This window comes from Vibrio sp. 10N.261.55.A10 (assembly GCF_041470825.1).
Lineage (GTDB): Bacteria > Pseudomonadota > Gammaproteobacteria > Enterobacterales > Vibrionaceae > Vibrio > Vibrio crassostreae_C.
Map to the genome: position 1 here is coordinate 66178 of NZ_JBFRNC010000032.1, position 17019 is coordinate 83196.

The window sequence follows — 17019 nt, forward strand, 5'->3', positions numbered from 1 at the left end:
CGAATTATTGGTAGTTCACTGAATGGCCGAATGGGTAAATAACGTCACCGTTGTCATTTTTTACATCTACTGGAAGAGTTCCTGTTGGTGCGTTCAGAGGCAGTCCCGTTTGAGGGTTTAAAAACAAGGTGCGAATACCAGAGCTAATGTTTGCTTCAAGTGAATTGCGGTCATTGTTGGTCACGTCGAACCCTGTGATACCGTAAATAGCGATGTTCGCTTGTACACCGTCTACATGGGCAATGTCGTAAGGATTACGCGTTGAAATCATCACCAGTTTTTTGCCTTCAGCGTTCGCGATATCTACGATTTTCTGAGCATTTGCCGCGTGGCCCATTAGGTTGTATGTCGACATGATAATCAGATCGGATTTTACAATGGTGCTACGAAGCTCATTTTCATTTAAGTTATCTTCCATTAATGCCGCTTTCTGCTCGCTAATGAACATTGGGTGATTACCTGTCTCTTGTTTCACAACGTTCAGGTACTTGGTTACAAGTGCATTGCGGCTATCTTCATCAGAAATAACTAGGATATTGCTGGCTTCACTTGGATCGACAGGCAATATATTATTTTGGTTTTCAATAAGCGTGATTGATGCATCAGCGACCTTTTTCTCTTCAAGTTTGTTCGCTTCAGAGCCTACTGAGTCGATGGCAAACTGTTTGTCTGTGGTTTGGTAAACCAGACCCATTTGAAGCTTTTTCTTTATAACGCGAGTTGCGGCTTCTTTCATACGCTCAAGGAACTCTGGATTGGTTTCCATTTTGTCTTCTAGGTAGACAAATAGGCTTTCCAACTGTTTGATTTCATCTCGGTTGGTAATTTGAAGCGGCATCAAAGCAATATCAGCACCGGCGTAAAGTGAAGCGTGAACTGCGTAGTTGCGATCAAAGTTGTCAGCGATGGCCCCCATATCGAGCGCATCGGTCACAATTAGCCCATCAAAGCCAATTTTGTCACGTAAAACCCCAGTCAAAATAGGTTTGGAGAACGTTGCAGGGATTAGCATTTCTTTGTCACTTAAGGTCGCTTGGATCATAGTGTCATCCACGCTTGGTAGCGTCACGTGCGCTGACATTATGGAATCGGTACCGTGCTCAATCGCGTACTTAAATGGAGCGAGGTCGATCGCTTCCCACTCTTCTCGTGAGTAGCTGACTTCTGGTAAATCGTAGTGTGAATCGACGCTCACGTTGCCATGCCCAGGAAAGTGCTTCAGTGCACTGATCACGCCAGCTTCATGAATACCATCCATGTAGGCGGTAGACATTTCATTGATCACATCAACATTGCTGCTGTACGAGCGTACACCAATGATTGGGTTGTTCTGGTTCACATTGACATCAACCACAGGGCCGAAGTTGTAGTTAATGCCTAAAGCGGACAGCTCTGAGCCGTGAATCTTGCCAGCAACGTAAGCATTGTTCGCGTCACCAGAGGCAGCTAGCGCCATGTTTCCTGGCATCTCTGTGCCATTCTGCAATCGAGTGACGTAACCGCCTTCTTGGTCAGTGGCGATAAGAAGCGGCAAGTTGCTGCTTGCTTGCTGAAGAGCATCGGTGAACTCAACAATTTGCTTCGAGTTCACTAAATTTTGGCGGAACAGAATTACACCGCCGATATGGTAGTCGGTGATCATCGAACTAATATCGTCATTCATTCGAGTGACAGGGATATCTTCACCTGTGTAGGAATCTTTGCCCCATGAGCGGAAATCCATCATCAGGGTTTGACCAATTATCTCTCGATTGTTCATGGTGCTAACGATGGTTTCAGCGTATTTTTCTGGTTGTTGCTGGTACTGCTCTAGGTCTTGGTTACTGAATTTATTCATGCCACTCGAACAACCGACAACAGACAATACTACTGTACTCAAAATAATCTTATTCAATTTCATCACTGCTTTTACCTAAGTTAAATCAACGTTTTTAGAACCAAATATGTAAGTCGCTAAGAAACCCACGACATACGAAATAAGCAGACCAATAACAAACACCGCCATCCCTGCAAAAATACCGCTGTTAGAAGTCATTAATGGCACAGCGACGATACCCGATGGGCCAAACACTGTGTTTAATCCGACTGGCATCCCTAAGTAAGACACCAAGCCAATAAAGAACCCGCCAGCTGCACCACCAATACAAGCAGTAACAAACGGTTTTACTCGTGGAAGGGTAACGCCATAAATCAGCGGTTCAGCGATGCCCAGTAAGCCAGGAACAATGGCACCTTTTACTTGGGTGCGAAGAAGCGAGTCTTTTTTCGCCTTGAAGTACAACGCCATGCATGCGCCAACTTGACCGCCCCCCGCCATCGCTAAAATAGGGAAGAGTGAGTTAAAACCTTGAGCTTCCATAAGTGCAAAGTAGACAGGTACAAACCCTTGGTGAATACCAAACACTACCGAGATAAGAAACAAGCCAGCAAGAATCGCAGCGCCAAATGGATTGTCGTTTAAGTTAAGGAATAACCAAGTCATACCTTTAAACAACTCGCCACCAATTGGCATGATGATCAAGTAGGTGACCGCACCCATAATCAGAAGCGTTACGACAGAGGTCAGAATCATATCGAGATCATCGGGCATGTACTTACGTACCAACTTCTCGACGTAAGCACCCGAAATTGCCGCAAGCAACACACCAATAATATTGCCGCGAGGATCGATAGAGAATCCGAAGAATTCGTTCATCCCAGAGTAGACACCAGACGTGGCTGCTGGGTCATAACCCAAAACGAACAGTGAAGCTAGAATCGCCCCGTTAACACCAGAGCCACCAAAGGCTTGCATGGCGTTGTAACCAATTAGAATACTCAAAAAGGCAAAAAGACCAGTACCAAACACTTTCATGTAGGCGACAAGATCCAATAGCGTCTTGCTTGGCTCTTGATCGACGATGTATATCTGCTCAAGTAGGGTCGCAAAACCAAGCAACAGACCCGCCGCGATAAAGCCAGGGATTAAAGGGGTAAAAATGGTGGCGAACTTGCTCAGAAATCGCTGCACTCCACTGGTTTGCTTGCTCTTCATTTGCTTTTTTTGTTCAGCCGCAACCGCAGACAAATCTTCCTCTGCATTAGTTTGTTTTACGGTCGCTTCAGGCTGCTCAAGCATCAAGCTGTTCATCAGCTCAGAAGCTTGTTGCGCTTTACCTGGCCCAAGAATGATCTGAAGTTGTTCGTCACTCTCTACCACACCCAGAACGCCTGGGGTTTTCTTGATGGTATCCAGAGACGCTTGATTGATGTCTACGAGGGCTAAGCGTAAGCGGGTCATGCAGTTCCCACATTTACGAATGTTGCCACCGCCGCCAACGGCTGACAGTAGAGTTTCAATCATAGTAGGCGTTATTTTTGCCATTTGAATTACCTTTTATAACTGAATTTAATTATTCGTCGGCGAGTGCAGTTCGGATGAAACCACCGCTTTTATTGAGTCGTGCACAGGCTTCTTCGGCGCTGATACCAGCCAAAATCATGAGAATTGCGGTTTTGCAGTTGCTATCACAAGCTTTAAGTGCGTCTTCAGCGCGTTCGCTATCCACTCCCGTTGCTTCAATCACAATATTGATTTGACGTTGGACGAGTTTGGCGTTGGTCGCCTCTACATCAACCATCAAATTTCCAAACACTTTTCCACTGCGGATCATGGCGCCGCTAGTCAGCATATTAAGAACCAACTTCTGAGCGGTACCGGCCTTCATTCTTGATGAACCCGTCACCACTTCAGGGCCCACTACCGGGGTAATGGCAATGTCTGCTGAATTCGCCATTGGTGAATCTGGGTTGCATGAAATAGACACTGTGGTCGCTCCGACAAATCGAGCATAGGTGAGGCCACCCAACACATATGGAGTTCGACCGCTCGCGGCTATTCCGACGACTACGTCTGACTCTGTTAGCGCCAACGATTTTAAATCTGCTTGTGCGAGCGCAGGATCATCTTCCGCGTTCTCTACAGCTTTTAAGATGGCTTGGTGCCCGCCAGCAATAACGCCAATGACTTGTTCAGGGCTCGTGCCATAAGTCGGTGGGCATTCGCTTGCATCTAAAATGCCTAAGCGCCCAGAAGTGCCAGCGCCGATGTAGATTAATCGGCCACCTTTTGCAAAAGCACTTGTGATCGCGTCAACGGCTTTTGCAATGTGAGGAAGGACTTCTTCTACGGCTAACGCAACACGTTGGTCTTCTTTGTTGATGACGGCTAGCATGTCAATTGTTGATAGCTTATCAATGTCTGCGCTTGCAGGATTGCGGCTCTCTGTAACCAAACGGTTCAAATCGATCTTCATTACTTGTTCTCTTACCCAATACAAACTGAGGGCGATACTAAAGAATAAAATATTCCGTTTGAGTGATAAAAATCACAGTTAGAGTTATTCTGAAGTGGTGATTTAGGTGGAATAATTGTGATAAATTTATACTAAATCCCAGGCATTCCGACTTAAGTGGCGGTTTGAACTGAATATTCATTATTCTTCATTATTCTTCATTAGGAATATTTTATTCTAAAATAATCGAGGTGAAATGTGTCAGTCGTGAATAAAATTGTCAGCCGTCGTACTCAGCTCTCTGCCAATGCGAGAAAAATTGCGGATTGGATAACATCAAATGTGGAACAGGCAGCCTCATTGACAAGCCAAGAACTGGCGCAAGCGACCAACGTGAGTCAATCAAGTATCGTGAAATTTACGCAGCGAATTGGTTTTAAAGGCTACAGTGAATTCAAGCTAGCGCTGACGGAGGATATAGGTCGAAAGCACGCCATTCAAACCACCCCACTGCACAGTAATATTCTGGCCGATGACCCATTCAGCGTTATTTCTCAAAAGCTTGTGCAAGAAAAAACCGATGCGATGATCCAGACAACCAATGCGCTGTCACTTGATACCTGCACGGAAGCTATTCGACTGTTAGATGGTGCCAATAGAGTGCAAGTCGTGGGTATTGGAGGCTCAGCACTCACGGCAAAAGAGTTTAGCTTTAAATTGCTGAAATTAGGCATTACCGCTTTAGCAGAACAAGACAGTCACGTTCAGATAGCGATAGCCCGTACGCTTACCCCGCAAGATGTCCAAGTTGTTATTTCGTTTTCAGGGGAAAGAAAAGATGTGTTAATCGCCGCAGAAACAGCAAAGGAGCAAGGTGTTAAAGTCATCGCTCTTACCTCCGCTCGTAAAAGTAAACTTCGAAGCATCGCGGATTTATCCTTTGATACGATTGCTGATGAAAGCCAATACCGAAGTTCATCGATAGCATCCCGAACAGCTCAAAACATTATTACTGATTTGCTGTTCATTGCATTAGTGAAGCAAAGAGATGAATCAGCAAGACAGCTTATTGATGACATCAACTCAGATATTCGTCAGGTTTCGCATAGATAACTGGTTACTTTACTTTCTTCTAGCTTGGATTTTTTGAGATAGGAACACTAAAGCGAAACAACACTCTTTATCTCTTCCAAAACCTCGGCGTTAGCGATAGCCCCGAGGTTCTCTACATTTTTGCCATTGATCACCTGTTTCACAGCCAACTCCACCAGTTTGCCAGAGCGTGTTTTTGGCACGTCGCTGATCGCAAATATCTGGCTTGGCACGTGTCTTGGCGAACAAGAGGATTTGAGTTTGCTTTTGATGGCTGTCAGTAACTTTTCATCTAAACTCACACCTTGCTGCAGCTGAACAAACAGCCATACCTGTTCATTGCGGTCGATGTTTTTACCGACTGCTATCGAATCGATGATGCCGTCAATGGTGTTCACTTGCTGATAGATTTCGGCCGTACCAATTCGCACGCCACCGGGGTTGAGTGTGGTGTCGCCTCGCCCGTAGAACAGGTAGCCGCCATGTTCGCTCTGTGCGACTTCATCACCGTGATGCCACACATTGTCGAACCTATCCCAATATGTGCTGTGATAGCGCTCTCCGGTGTCATTCCAAAAGCCAGCGGGGAAGTTGGGTAGGGAGTTGGTGCATACTAATTCGCCACGTTCGTGATCGACCTTTTGACCAGACGAATTGAACACCTTGATGTCGACGCCGAGCCCGGCCTGTTGGCACTCACCGCGATACACAGGCGAGATTGGGTTACCCAAAACAAAGCAGCCACAAATATCCGTGCCGCCAGAAATCGACGCTAAATGCAGGTCTTGCTTGATGTGCTTGTAAACGTAATCGAACTGCTCTGGGTAAAGCACAGAACCCGTCGAGCACAGTGTTCTCAAATGAGGAAGCGAGTGACTGTCTATTGGCGAGAGTTCGGCTTTCTCAATCGCCTCTAAATACTTGGCTGAGGTGCCAAATGTCGATACGTCAGCACGCTGCGCTAAATCCCATAGAACGTTAGGTTGCGGGTAAACCGGGCTACCATCAAAGATAACCAAACAAGCACCGCTGGCGAGCGCAGATACGTGCCAGTTCCACATCATCCAACCACAAGTGGTGTAGTAGAACACGCGATCTCTTGGTTTAATATCGCAATGAAGCTGATGCTCTTTTAGGTGGTTGATGGTAGTGCCACCGACAGAATGCACTATACATTTGGGTTTGCCTGTGGTGCCGGAAGAGTAGAGTACAAACAACGGTTCATTGAAGCCGACACGAGTAAATCGAAGAGGTTTTGTCTGATAGTGATTAATGATGCTGTGCCAGCTTAGAATCGACACATCATGTTCAACTTTTTTCTTCTCTAAATCGCTCTTCTCTAAGTCATTACTCGGTTTCAAATAACCGATCTCACACACCTGTTTTAATTCGTTTAAGTGTTCGATGATTTCACGGTTCTTGCCCGCCATATCGAACGTTTTGCCATTGAAGGTGTAACCGTCACAGGTGAACAGCACCTTAGGTTTCACCTGTCCGAATCGCTCAATCACACTCTCTACTCCAAAATCAGGCGAGGTCGATGTCCAAATCGCGCCTAAGCTGGTGGCGGCTAGCATGGCTATCACGGTTTGTGGCAGATAGGGAGTATACGCAGCAACTATATCACCTTGTTTCACTCCGCTATCGACAAGCCATTGCTGAACACTAGAGACAGCTTCACACAGGGTTTCCCATGTATAACTCTGTTGTTCGCCACGTTCATTCTCAAACCAAATCGCAAGCTCATCAGGCATGGTGTGTGCCAAACGCAGCAAGTTCTCGGCGTAGTTTACTTGTGCATTGGGAAACCAAACCGCATCACGGTTCGATTTAGGCTGCTGCCAGCGGCTCCCACCTTGAGCTTTGATGGTCTCGCTTTCTGCCTTGTTAATAGAGTCTTGTGAGCCGACTACTCCACAAAACTGCCACACGTTTTGCCAAAACGATTCCGGCTGAACTACAGACCATTGGTGGAGTTCGGCATAGTTTTTTACGTCCCTATCTAGGTTTAACCAAGACTGTTCAAGGCTATCGATGAATCGGGTTAAGTTGGCATTGGCGATACGCTGCTCGCTTGGCTGCCAAATGGGCTTATTGCTTTCGTGCATTCCTTTACCTTTAACAAAAAGTTAACGTTTTCAGTCTGGTATTTAGGTTTTACAAAGTCAAAAGTTCAGCAAAATAAGCGCTTGGTGGAATTGTGTAAATAAAATGTTACACGATCGCTTGTTTCGAAAAATCGCGCAAATTGGCGCTTATAAGGAGTGGAGATAGGCTTAAAGTGAGACATTCGAAAGGAGGAGTGTAATGACTCAATATCATTCTAAGCCCGTGAGCCAAGAGGGATGGGTTGAGTGGAGCCTCGAAGAAGACGCTATTTGGCACGACTTAGTGAAAAGGCAACTGGACGTGATTAATGACCGCGCATGCGATGCTTATTTGCACGGTTTGACCTTGCTGGATCTACCATTAGACAGAGTTCCCCAGCTGCCAGAGATAAATAAAGTGCTAATGGAAACAACCGGTTGGCAAGTTCAGCCTGTGCCTGCATTGATCGATTTCGACCGATTCTTTGATTTGCTCGCCAATAAGAAATTCCCAGTTGCGACATTTCTGAGAACGCGAGACGAGTTCGATTACTTACAAGAACCTGATTTCTTTCATGAAATTTTCGGCCATTGTGCCATGCTCACTAATGCCGATTTCGCGGCTTTCACTGAGCATTATGGAAAACTAGGCCAAGCCGCCACATCTAAACAGCGCGCTTATCTTGCCCGTTTGTATTGGTTTACGGTTGAGTTCGGTTTAGTAAAAGAAGGCCAACAACTGAAAATCTATGGCGGTGGCATTCTTTCGTCTCCAGCGGAAACTATGTATGCGTTGGGAGGGGATTTGGCCGTTCGCGAGCGGTTCGATCTGCAAACGGTTTTAAGAACGCCTTATCGTATCGACATCATGCAGCCGAAATATTACGTGATCGACGAGCTATCTGAGCTCTTTAAAATCAGTCAGGAAAACCTATTACAGCAAGCTGATCTCGCCATCGATGCGGGGTTACTACCACCACTTTTTGAACCCAAGGAACCAACACATGTTGAATGAACAAAAATGCGAAGCCTGCAGTATCGACGCGATTGCCCTAAGTGAAGATGAACAACAATCTTTACTGTTGGAGTTGTCAGACTGGCAGATCATCGAAAGAGACGGCATCCCGCAGCTTGAGAAGGTGTTCAAGTTTAAGAACTACAAGCAAGCATGGGCATTCAGCAACATAGTGTCAGAACTGGCAGAAGAAGAGTTCCACCATCCTTCGATCTTATTGGAGTGGGGCAAAGTCACCGTCACTTGGTGGAGCCACTCAATCAAAGGCCTGCACAAAAATGACTTCATCTGCGCCTCACGCTGCGATGTGTTCGCGGTGAGTGAATAGTTTTGTAGGTTAGGAGTTACTCTTGCAACCTCTGTGATGCGATTAACTCATTATTCGGCTCATAATGTGAGTTGAATAATTGCCTTAAACAGCTCATAGTATGAGTTGAATAAGTGATACTTTCGCATCATGGGGTGTAATATGTGGATTTGGCAGCAAGATAATTGGCCAAACTTTGTTTGGGATAATCAGAAAATAGGCGTGAGGTTAAGAGAAGTACGGCTTAATCAGGGCATTCTATTGGGCAAGATTACCTCACAGTCGGCAGATCAATCCCAAACCATGCTCGACACCTTATTAGCGAACATAGTCCATTCCAGTGCGATTGAGGGAGAAAAGCTTAATGCTTTCTCGGTCCGGTCTTCTTTAGCCAATAAACTCGGTGTCAGTGAAGATCGACCTTTTCCAACGACAGAACAAACCGATGGCCTAGCTGAAATTATGTTGGATGCGGTGCAGAACCTAACAGAGCCACTAGCGCTTGATAGGATCTTACATTGGCACGATAGACTGTTTCCTCAAGGCTACACCATGTTTAACCCTGTAGTTGGAGGTCAGCTACGAGGTGACGCTCCGATGCAAGTGGTATCAGGAAGAATTGACCGCCCAACCGTGCACTTTGAAGCGCCTAGCCGAGACATTCTTGATGCTGAGCTAGATACATTTATCAAATGGTTTAATGATTCACTTACCGACGCCACACTCGATCCTCTATTGCGAGCCGCAATCACTCACCTTTGGTTTATCACCTTACACCCGTTAGATGATGGTAATGGTCGTATTACTCGATTGTTGACCGACTTGGCATTAGCACAGGCCGAGCAGCAGTCGGTACGCTTCTATGCGATGTCGGTGGGAATTCTCGCTAACCGCAAGCATTACTACGAGATATTGGAGCGAACCCAGAAAGGGGGACTCGATATTAGCGAATGGTTGATGTGGTTCTTAGATACGTTAGACGAGACGTTTACAGGGGTTTTCGTTGAGGTCGACCAAACTGTATATAAGACCAACTATTGGCGCAGCATCGACCAAACCAAGCTTACAGCAGAGCAAGTAAAAGTGCTGAATAGGATGCTCGATGGTGATTTTTCAGAAGGTATCAATGCCAGCCAATATCAGAAAGTAGCAAAGGTGAGTAGTGCCACAGCAACACGTCATTTGAACGCTTTGATTGAGCATGGCTGCTTAGTTAAATCTGGTTCTGGCGGACGAAGCACCCGCTATCTGTTGCCGAAGTAGGGTCTATGCCTTTGATGTATCTCAGGGTAAGTTTGACCTAGCTATTAGCGACCACATCCCCCTGCTCTGCTTTCAATTTAGAGTATCAAAAACTCATAAATCTCAAAAGAATAATGTTATGCAACTGCAGTTCTATATTGGTATTATGATACTTTGATAAGCGTGATGAATCGAGTTAAATGATGCAGTTAGATGAGTATATTAAAGAGACGTTAGTACAGATAGTAAAAGGCGTGAATGATGCTGCTCAAGAGGTTTCTTCGTTAGGTGGCACTGTTAATCCTCATGCAACGTTTATTGATGTTGGTTTTGATGTACACCCTGAAAAGCCACCAAAGCAAACTATTAAATTTGATATAGCAATCCAAGTAAAAGAAAGCACTGATGTTGATGCTAGCGCAAAAGCCAAATTATCAGTTTTCTCTATCGGAGGCGGTATTAAAAACTTAGATGAATCAAACATTGCTCATAGAGTCACTTTTGAAGTTCCTTTAGACCTCCCTTGCCAAGCTTTTACTAATATAGAGTAAGCGTGTTAGTTATGCTGCTGCTTTTCTCGAAATGCAGCAGTATTGGCCATACAAAGATAACATTTACCCCTCTACTTTTTATCTTGTCACGGCTCTTTAGCCAAACGCACTTTCCCAAACTAGCTTGACCTGCATCAGCGACTTGCTGCTTTCTCGTCCTACAACCCCCACTATTGCTCATAGTATTGGTTTTATGAGGCTGCTCTATGATATATTTCTCGGCCAAGCGTATTACAGACGAAGGCTAATAATGTCTATCAACCTTTCACTCCTTCCACCCAGTGAGAAAAATAAAATCGAACTGGATAAGCAAGCATCGTTTCTTGTATGGAAACTGAAGCAAGCGAAATGTGGCCCTGAAGCCATTGTTGAAGAAGCAATGAAGCTAGGTGACCCAGAAGAAAAGGCTTGGTTTGATCAGTCTGTAGAAAAATACAAACGGGTAATGGGTGTCGCATAAACGCAGACAAACCTTGCCCAGCAGTGCTGTAGAATTGAAATGACACAGTAATTTGCTAGAATTTGCACCGTTAATTGAATCAGAGAGAAGATCCCGATGGGAAGAAGTTTTGAAGTGCGCAAGGCCTCAATGGCGAAAACTGCAGGCGCAAAAATTAAAGTTTATTCTAAATACGGTAAAGAGATTTACGTACTGGCTAAGAACGGCAGCTCTGACCCAGACATGAACCTACCTCTTAAGCACCTGATTGCTAAAGCGAAGAAAGACCAAGTACCAGCTCACGTTATCGACAAAGCGATCGATAAAGCGAACGGCGGCGGCGGTGAAGACTTCCAACCAGCTCGTTACGAAGGTTTTGGCCCAGGTGGCACAAGCGTAATCGTTGACTGTCTAACTGACAACGGCAACCGTACTTTCCAAGACGTTCGCCAATGTTTCGTTAAGACTGGTGCGAAAATCGGTGTTGAAGGTACTGTTTCTCACATGTTCGCTCACCAAGCTGTATTCCAGTTCAAAGGCGAAGATGACGAGATCATCCTAGAAACGCTTATGATGGAAGACGTAGACGTGACTGACGTTGAGCTAGAAGACGGTGTAATCACTGTATTCGCTCCAACGACTGAGTTCTTCAAAACGAAGACTGCACTAAACACTGCGTTCCCAGAGCTAACGCTAGACGTTGAGGAAATCACTTTCGTTCCTCAAACGACTACACCAGTAGCTGAAGAAGATTCTGAGAAGTTCCAGAAGTTCTTAGACATGCTTGACGACTGTGATGACGTTCAGCAGGTTTACCACAACGCTGAGCTGTAATCTTTACAGTAACAAAAGTTATTAAAAAACCGAGCCTAGTGCTCGGTTTTTTTATGAACGTTATACCTGATTTCCCTTGATCATCGTTCCATAATGTACGGCTGACAAAGCGTTCTCTGGTCGCGATTTATCGCTGAACTTCATTATATTGTTCGTCTTATCCCGACATGAATCTGATTTAAGTACTCCCTGAGTATCATCGGGGTGATCGCCAAGCGTATTTAGTGTACAAAGAAAGAAAATATCAGCCAAAGGCTTTGACCCTGCTTATTGATGCACTGATTGAGAGTGTTCGATCTTTTCATAGCGATGGTTTGGTCAAATAAAAGGAGAAAGAAATGAAAGTAAGTTTTATCGGGCTAGGCGTTATGGGTTTCCCAATGGCAGGCCATCTAGTCAAAGCCGGTTTTGAAGTAACGGTATTTAACCGCACTCACAGTAAAGCGCTAGACTGGGCTGATAAACACCAAGGTAAAGCGGCAGAATCTGTGGCTGAATGTGTAGCGGAAGCTGACGTGGTATTGGTTTGTGTGGGCAACGATGACGACGTACGCAGCATGACAACCAGCGAAACAGGCGCATTGGCAGCGATGAAGCCAAACGCGATTCTTGTCGATCACACTACAACGTCTGCAGTTCTGTCTGAAGAGCTTGAAGTGGCAGCGAAGCAAGCCGGTATTCGCTTTATGGATGCACCTGTATCTGGTGGCCAAGCGGGCGCAGAAAATGGCGTGCTAACCATCATGTGTGGTGGCGAACAAGCGCTTTTCAACGACCTTCAACCTGTGTTCGAAGCTTACGGTAAGTCGTCAGTTCTTATGGGTAAAGTCGGCCAAGGCCAACGCGCGAAAATGGTTAACCAGATCTGCATTGCAGGAGTGTTGAATGGCTTATCTGAAGGCTTAGTGCTTGCTGAAAAATCAGGTTTGGATATCCCAACTCTGGTTGATTGCCTTAAAAACGGCGCTGCTGGCTCATGGCAGATGGAAAACCGTGCTACCACAATGGCACAAGACAAGTTCGATTTTGGCTTTGCAATTGATTGGATGATCAAAGACTTAGGTTTCTGTCTAGATGAAGCTGAGCGCCAAGGCATCCAGCTTCCACTGACTGAAAAGACCAACAACGCCTACAAGGCACTGTCTGCCGAAGGACAAGGCCGCATGGATACATCAGTATTGATGAAAGCCGTGGTTGAAGAGACAAAGAAGTAGTCGCATCGAAGAAGCAGTAAAAGCTTCGTTTGAAAATTAAAAATAGCCGCTGATTAGCGGCTATTTTTGTTTGGTTTGAGCTCTGCCGAGTGCGTTAATCCAAAAAATAAATCCCCTCCTAGCCTCCCCTTGATTCATATGTAGATCTCTTGCTGATCGTGGAAAGGGGAGGAATAGAACATCGATCGTTAAAAATGTCGATGTATGTTCAGTGCTAATGAAAGTTCTCCCCCTCTGCTAAAGATCTAGAGATATTGATGAACCCAGATTGAGGGGGAGGTAACTATGGCTAATTATGCGAATAGTGTTCGTCTAGTTCCTATAAGGTTGAGACCCCACTCACGCCCCAGCTCAACCATTCACTCCTCATTATTACCATTCGTCGCATTGGTAAAACTGCACGACAAATTCTAGTTAACCTTTCAACGTCAACATTTGAAAGGGATTAGAAATCATGACTACTTCACACTCATTTAATTCAGGCTCTACAACTTCTGTGCTTAAGCGTTCATTGCTGATTGCTCTTGTTTCGTTTGCACCGTCGTTAGCTTTAGCGAACCCGAGTTCAGACGTGCTCGATATCTACAACCAAGCGGCGCAAGGCAATGAAGACTTGGTTGAAGTGGCTTATGAACGCCTTAATGACACGCTGCAACAAGACGGCGCTACGCCACTGACTTTAGTTTATTTAGGAAGCACAGAAACCCTGATGGGGCGTGATGCGTTCTTACCTTGGAACAAGATGAAGTATGTGGAGAGAGGCTTATCAACCATTGATAAATCACTGGTGCTGCTAAAAGACGAAGACCAACCGATTCATGAGCAACCTCGTGTTCAAGGGCTGCCAGATTCTTACTTAACTCGCGCAATGGCCGCGGTGACTTACACCTCGCTACCAGGCATGTTTAACCATTTTGATCGTGGTTATGACCTGTTCCTCGCGTTACTCGCGGAAGATGATTTCCAACAGCAACATTTCGCTGCGACATCGTGGATTTACCGTTACGCCATTACTGCATCGATTCGTGCTGAGGACTTCGAGCAAGCACAGGTGTGGCTTGAAAAGATGGAAAACACCGATGCTGGCAACATCGAGACAATGACGGCGAAAGCCCTAATAGCGAAAGCCAAATAGCGGTTTACTAAAGCTCATTAACAACTGCGAACGCTTAAAAATTATGGGTCAGCGGAGGACAAAGGAATGATTGAATTTAAAGATATCTGCAAAGCATATGTCACGGGCGGTCAACGTGTTGATGCATTAAGCGGGGTCGATGGACATATCCGGCGCGGTGAAATGGTGGCGTTGTGTGGCCCTTCTGGTTCAGGGAAAAGCACACTTTTGAATATTTTGGGTTTGTTGGATATGGACTATCGAGGACAGATCAATATTGATGGCCAACCGTATCCGACTGAGCAAATCGCCGCTGCGCGTTTTCGTCGTCAGTCGCTGGGTTTTGTGTTTCAGCGCTTCAATCTGGTTCCAGTGATGACAGCACTTGAGAACGTGGCCTACCCATTGATGTTGAACCAATGTTCGAAACAAGAACAGCAGACCAGAGCACAAGAGATGTTGGAGCGTGTTGGGCTAGGCGAATATGTACATCATCGCCCAGACAATCTTTCAGGCGGCCAGCAGCAACGTGTCGCGATAGCCAGAGCGCTAATCCACAACCCAAGCTTAGTCATTGCCGATGAGCCGACCGCTAGCTTAGACAGTCACACCGCCAACCTTGTGATCGACATTATGAAAGAGCTCGGCCATGAAATGGGCACCACCTTTATTGTCGCAACGCATGACCCAAGAATGGCGCAGCGTTGTGACCGAGTCATTGAACTTATCGATGGTCAACTGGCACTACAAGCCACAGCAATGGAGGCAATCTCATGGGCAAGTTAACACAAAGAATGAGCACTTTTTTGCTTCCTACCTCGGTGCGTTTGGCGTGGCTTAATTTATTGAGAAACGGTCGCCGTAGTCTGCTTTCGGTATTGATCATCGCAATTGCCGTATTTGCGCTGACCTCGGCTGGAGGTTATGGGCTTTATACCTATGAATCTCTGCGTGAATCGACCGCGCGCGATACTGGTCATCTTACTTTGAGTACGCCGGGATATTTTGAGCAAGATGAAGACATGCCGCTGAGTAATGGTCTAGACAATGTTCAAGCCCTAACCAAGAGCATTATTGGCGACAGCGACGTGCGTGGTGTGCAGCCTAGGGTCTATTTTAGCGGCTTGGTTTCTAACGGCAGCAAATCGACCATTTTTATGGGAACGGGTGTCAATGAGCGTGAGTTCGACATGAAAGGTCCTTTCTTAGATGTGCGCAGCGGTCAGACCCTCTCGGATGTGAAATCGCCAAGATACGACAGCCAAGAGCCACAAGTGATGCTGGGAACTGACCTTGCTCGTAATCTCAAAGTTGCCGTTGGCGATTGGGTGACACTGCTCGCGACTACCAGTGACGGCGCATTGAACGCTTTTGATTTTAAGGTGCAGGGTATTTACTCGACAGGAGTGCCTGAGCTGGATAAGCGTCAGTTATACGTACACATCACCACTGCCCAAGAGCTTTTAGCGTCAGACAAAGTCAGTACCTTGTCGGTGTTTCTATTTGAAACAAGCAAGACCTCGACCGTTCAACAGCGTATCCAAACAGCTTTAGATCGAAATAGTGCGAGCCAAAGCGATCAAGGCACAGAGATCGAGATCACCCCGTGGCAAGATCGCGCGTTTTTCTACACCAAGGTTAAAGATCTTTACGACCGGATCTTCGGCATCATGGGCGCAGTTATGGCATTGGTAGTGTTTGTGTCGTTGTTTAACACCATGACCATGTCGGTGACCGAGCGTACTCGTGAAATTGGCACCTTGTCGGCACTAGGCTGTTACCCGTCTGAAATCGTCGCAGGTTTCTTAAAAGAGGCGGGATTGTTGGCTGTGATTGGCAGCGCGATCGGCGCGTTAGTGAGTGGCTTCGTGTCGGTGTTATTGCTGGTGGTGGATATCCAAATGCCACCACCTCCCGGCAGAACCGAGGGTTACCCACTCAACATTTACTTCTCATTGGAATTAGTTGGTTACGCCACTTTAGGTGTGTTGACGATATGTTTGCTAGCTGCTTATTTTTCTGCTCGCAAAGGCGTGAATAAGCCAATCACGGAGGCGCTGGTTTATGTATAAATTTACTCGTTCACTCACTGTTTTAGGTTCTGTATTGGTTTTGGTTCTAGCATCGACACCAAGCTGGGCAGTCGATTCACAACAAGTCACAGAGATGATCGCCAAGGCGGATAGCTATCGCTTGAACAGCGCACAAGCCTCTAAGGTAGTGTCTCTGGTGGCGCTATATCAAGACGAGCAACTGGACAAAACCCGTGAATACAACGTCTACACAAGACCAAATCGAGAGTCATTAGTGGTCTTTAAATCAGCCGTTGAGGCAGGTCAAAAGATGCTGATGATTGAAGATAACTATTGGCTGTTGATGCCGAAATCTCGTCGACCAATTCGTATTACACCGATGCAAAAGCTATTGGGTGAAGCCTCGGTAGGCGATATTTCAACGCTGACGTGGAGTGAAGATTACCAAGGTGAGTGGGTTGCCGAGCAACAAGTTGAGATGCCGACTGGCGAGACACTCGATACCCATCACTTAAAGCTCGCGGCGAAAACCAAGGGGGCGAGTTACCAGTCGATTGATCTGTGGTTAACAGCAGACCGTGCATTCCCAGTTAAAGCGGATCTGTATCTGCGTTCTGGAAAACTGGCGAAACAAGCTTGGTTTACTGAAGGCGTGCGTGATGGATTACCAACAGTGGTGTCGATGACCTTGCTCGATAAGATTCAGCCGAGTAAGAAAACCGTGATTGAGTACCGCGAGGTGAGTGAACAAGCCTTGGCTGACAAATACTACAACCCTGCTTACTTATCGCGTAACAGCGTGTCTGGGCTGTAGGTG

General features: G+C 46.1%; 16 protein-coding genes and 1 pseudogene. 13 read left to right on the plus strand and 4 right to left on the minus strand.

Translation table 11 applies throughout. From position 1 onward, the window contains the following. Positions 1-4 precede the first annotated feature (4 nt). Genes AB4274_RS11015 through murQ form a run of 3 tightly spaced genes read right to left on the minus strand, consistent with a single transcriptional unit; the run spans position 5 to position 4295 of the window. On the minus strand, positions 5-1900 hold the full coding sequence (locus tag AB4274_RS11015) for a glycoside hydrolase family 3 protein (protein WP_372112031.1): 1896 nt from the start codon (positions 1898-1900) through the stop codon (positions 5-7). A gap of 12 nt (positions 1901-1912) precedes the next feature. Then, positions 1913-3364: a PTS N-acetylmuramic acid transporter subunit IIBC gene (murP, locus tag AB4274_RS11020; RefSeq protein ID WP_372112033.1), complete on the minus strand. Its 1452-nt coding sequence runs from the start codon at positions 3362-3364 to the stop codon at positions 1913-1915. Positions 3365-3392: 28 nt separating this feature from the next. After that, the gene (gene murQ, locus AB4274_RS11025; protein WP_372112035.1) at positions 3393-4295 is read right to left on the minus strand and encodes an N-acetylmuramic acid 6-phosphate etherase; all 903 of its coding nucleotides are present in this window, start codon (positions 4293-4295) and stop codon (positions 3393-3395) included. Positions 4296-4532: 237 nt separating this feature from the next. Here murQ and AB4274_RS11030 point away from each other — a divergent pair, with 237 nt between their 5' ends. Beyond that, the gene (locus AB4274_RS11030) at positions 4533-5387 is read left to right on the plus strand and encodes an SIS domain-containing protein (protein WP_017065115.1); all 855 of its coding nucleotides are present in this window, start codon (positions 4533-4535) and stop codon (positions 5385-5387) included. Positions 5388-5434: 47 nt separating this feature from the next. On the opposite strand, the gene AB4274_RS11035 is transcribed toward AB4274_RS11030, so the two are convergent. Then, on the minus strand, positions 5435-7474 hold the full coding sequence (locus AB4274_RS11035) for an acetoacetate--CoA ligase (RefSeq protein ID WP_372112036.1): 2040 nt from the start codon (positions 7472-7474) through the stop codon (positions 5435-5437). Positions 7475-7673: 199 nt separating this feature from the next. On the opposite strand from AB4274_RS11035, the gene phhA reads away from it, so the two are divergent. From phhA to AB4274_RS11095, 12 genes and pseudogenes are all read left to right on the plus strand, one after another. Continuing rightward, positions 7674-8468, plus strand: a complete 795-nt coding sequence (gene phhA / locus AB4274_RS11040) for a phenylalanine 4-monooxygenase (protein ID WP_017065113.1) — start codon at positions 7674-7676, stop codon at positions 8466-8468. Next, on the plus strand, positions 8458-8796 hold the full coding sequence (locus tag AB4274_RS11045) for a 4a-hydroxytetrahydrobiopterin dehydratase (RefSeq protein ID WP_017065112.1): 339 nt from the start codon (positions 8458-8460) through the stop codon (positions 8794-8796). Before phhA ends, AB4274_RS11045 begins: the two co-directional genes overlap by 11 nt. Positions 8797-8937: 141 nt before the next feature. Continuing rightward, a complete protein-coding gene (locus AB4274_RS11050; RefSeq protein ID WP_372112038.1) occupies positions 8938-10038 on the plus strand; it encodes a Fic family protein in 1101 nt (366 codons plus the stop codon). A 179-nt stretch (positions 10039-10217) separates the two neighbouring features. Further along, a complete protein-coding gene (locus tag AB4274_RS11055; RefSeq protein ID WP_229647570.1) occupies positions 10218-10568 on the plus strand; it encodes a hypothetical protein in 351 nt (116 codons plus the stop codon). A 250-nt stretch (positions 10569-10818) separates the two neighbouring features. Next, positions 10819-11028, plus strand: coding sequence for a DUF3283 family protein (locus tag AB4274_RS11060; RefSeq protein ID WP_004732615.1), 210 nt, complete (start codon positions 10819-10821; stop codon positions 11026-11028). A gap of 96 nt (positions 11029-11124) precedes the next feature. Continuing rightward, entirely contained in the window at positions 11125-11841 is a 717-nt protein-coding gene (locus tag AB4274_RS11065; RefSeq protein WP_017057670.1) for a YebC/PmpR family DNA-binding transcriptional regulator, read from the plus strand. A gap of 161 nt (positions 11842-12002) precedes the next feature. Continuing rightward, positions 12003-12167, plus strand: a pseudogene (locus AB4274_RS11070) (LysR family transcriptional regulator); the annotation flags it as partial. A 12-nt stretch (positions 12168-12179) separates the two neighbouring features. Next, on the plus strand, positions 12180-13055 hold the full coding sequence (locus AB4274_RS11075) for an NAD(P)-dependent oxidoreductase (protein WP_017070192.1): 876 nt from the start codon (positions 12180-12182) through the stop codon (positions 13053-13055). A gap of 454 nt (positions 13056-13509) precedes the next feature. Then, positions 13510-14190 carry a hypothetical protein gene (locus AB4274_RS11080; RefSeq protein WP_372112040.1) on the plus strand — a complete coding sequence of 227 codons (681 nt, stop codon included), beginning with the start codon at positions 13510-13512 and terminating at the stop codon, positions 14188-14190. Positions 14191-14256: 66 nt separating this feature from the next. Further along, the gene (locus tag AB4274_RS11085; protein WP_372073623.1) at positions 14257-14955 is read left to right on the plus strand and encodes an ABC transporter ATP-binding protein; all 699 of its coding nucleotides are present in this window, start codon (positions 14257-14259) and stop codon (positions 14953-14955) included. After that, positions 14943-16241, plus strand: a complete 1299-nt coding sequence (locus tag AB4274_RS11090; RefSeq protein WP_372112042.1) for an ABC transporter permease — start codon at positions 14943-14945, stop codon at positions 16239-16241. Before AB4274_RS11085 ends, AB4274_RS11090 begins: the two co-directional genes overlap by 13 nt. Next, positions 16234-17016, plus strand: coding sequence for an outer membrane lipoprotein-sorting protein (locus AB4274_RS11095; RefSeq protein ID WP_372112044.1), 783 nt, complete (start codon positions 16234-16236; stop codon positions 17014-17016). Before AB4274_RS11090 ends, AB4274_RS11095 begins: the two co-directional genes overlap by 8 nt. The last annotated feature ends 3 nt before the right edge of the window (positions 17017-17019 follow it).

Excerpts from the sequence above, each read along its gene's own strand:
- AB4274_RS11015 (WP_372112031.1), bottom strand. The coding sequence starts at position 1,900 with ATGAAATTGAATAAGATTATTTTGAGTACAGTAGTATTGTCTGTTGTC.
- murP (WP_372112033.1), bottom strand. The coding sequence starts at position 3,364 with ATGGCAAAAATAACGCCTACTATGATTGAAACTCTACTGTCAGCCGTT.
- murQ (WP_372112035.1), bottom strand. The coding sequence starts at position 4,295 with ATGAAGATCGATTTGAACCGTTTGGTTACAGAGAGCCGCAATCCTGCA.
- AB4274_RS11035 (WP_372112036.1), bottom strand. The coding sequence starts at position 7,474 with ATGCACGAAAGCAATAAGCCCATTTGGCAGCCAAGCGAGCAGCGTATC.
- phhA (WP_017065113.1), top strand. The coding sequence starts at position 7,674 with ATGACTCAATATCATTCTAAGCCCGTGAGCCAAGAGGGATGGGTTGAG.
- AB4274_RS11045 (WP_017065112.1), top strand. The coding sequence starts at position 8,458 with ATGTTGAATGAACAAAAATGCGAAGCCTGCAGTATCGACGCGATTGCC.
- AB4274_RS11050 (WP_372112038.1), top strand. The coding sequence starts at position 8,938 with ATGTGGATTTGGCAGCAAGATAATTGGCCAAACTTTGTTTGGGATAAT.
- AB4274_RS11055 (WP_229647570.1), top strand. The coding sequence starts at position 10,218 with ATGATGCAGTTAGATGAGTATATTAAAGAGACGTTAGTACAGATAGTA.
- AB4274_RS11060 (WP_004732615.1), top strand. The coding sequence starts at position 10,819 with ATGTCTATCAACCTTTCACTCCTTCCACCCAGTGAGAAAAATAAAATC.
- AB4274_RS11065 (WP_017057670.1), top strand. The coding sequence starts at position 11,125 with ATGGGAAGAAGTTTTGAAGTGCGCAAGGCCTCAATGGCGAAAACTGCA.
- AB4274_RS11075 (WP_017070192.1), top strand. The coding sequence starts at position 12,180 with ATGAAAGTAAGTTTTATCGGGCTAGGCGTTATGGGTTTCCCAATGGCA.
- AB4274_RS11080 (WP_372112040.1), top strand. The coding sequence starts at position 13,510 with ATGACTACTTCACACTCATTTAATTCAGGCTCTACAACTTCTGTGCTT.
- AB4274_RS11085 (WP_372073623.1), top strand. The coding sequence starts at position 14,257 with ATGATTGAATTTAAAGATATCTGCAAAGCATATGTCACGGGCGGTCAA.
- AB4274_RS11090 (WP_372112042.1), top strand. The coding sequence starts at position 14,943 with ATGGGCAAGTTAACACAAAGAATGAGCACTTTTTTGCTTCCTACCTCG.
- AB4274_RS11095 (WP_372112044.1), top strand. The coding sequence starts at position 16,234 with ATGTATAAATTTACTCGTTCACTCACTGTTTTAGGTTCTGTATTGGTT.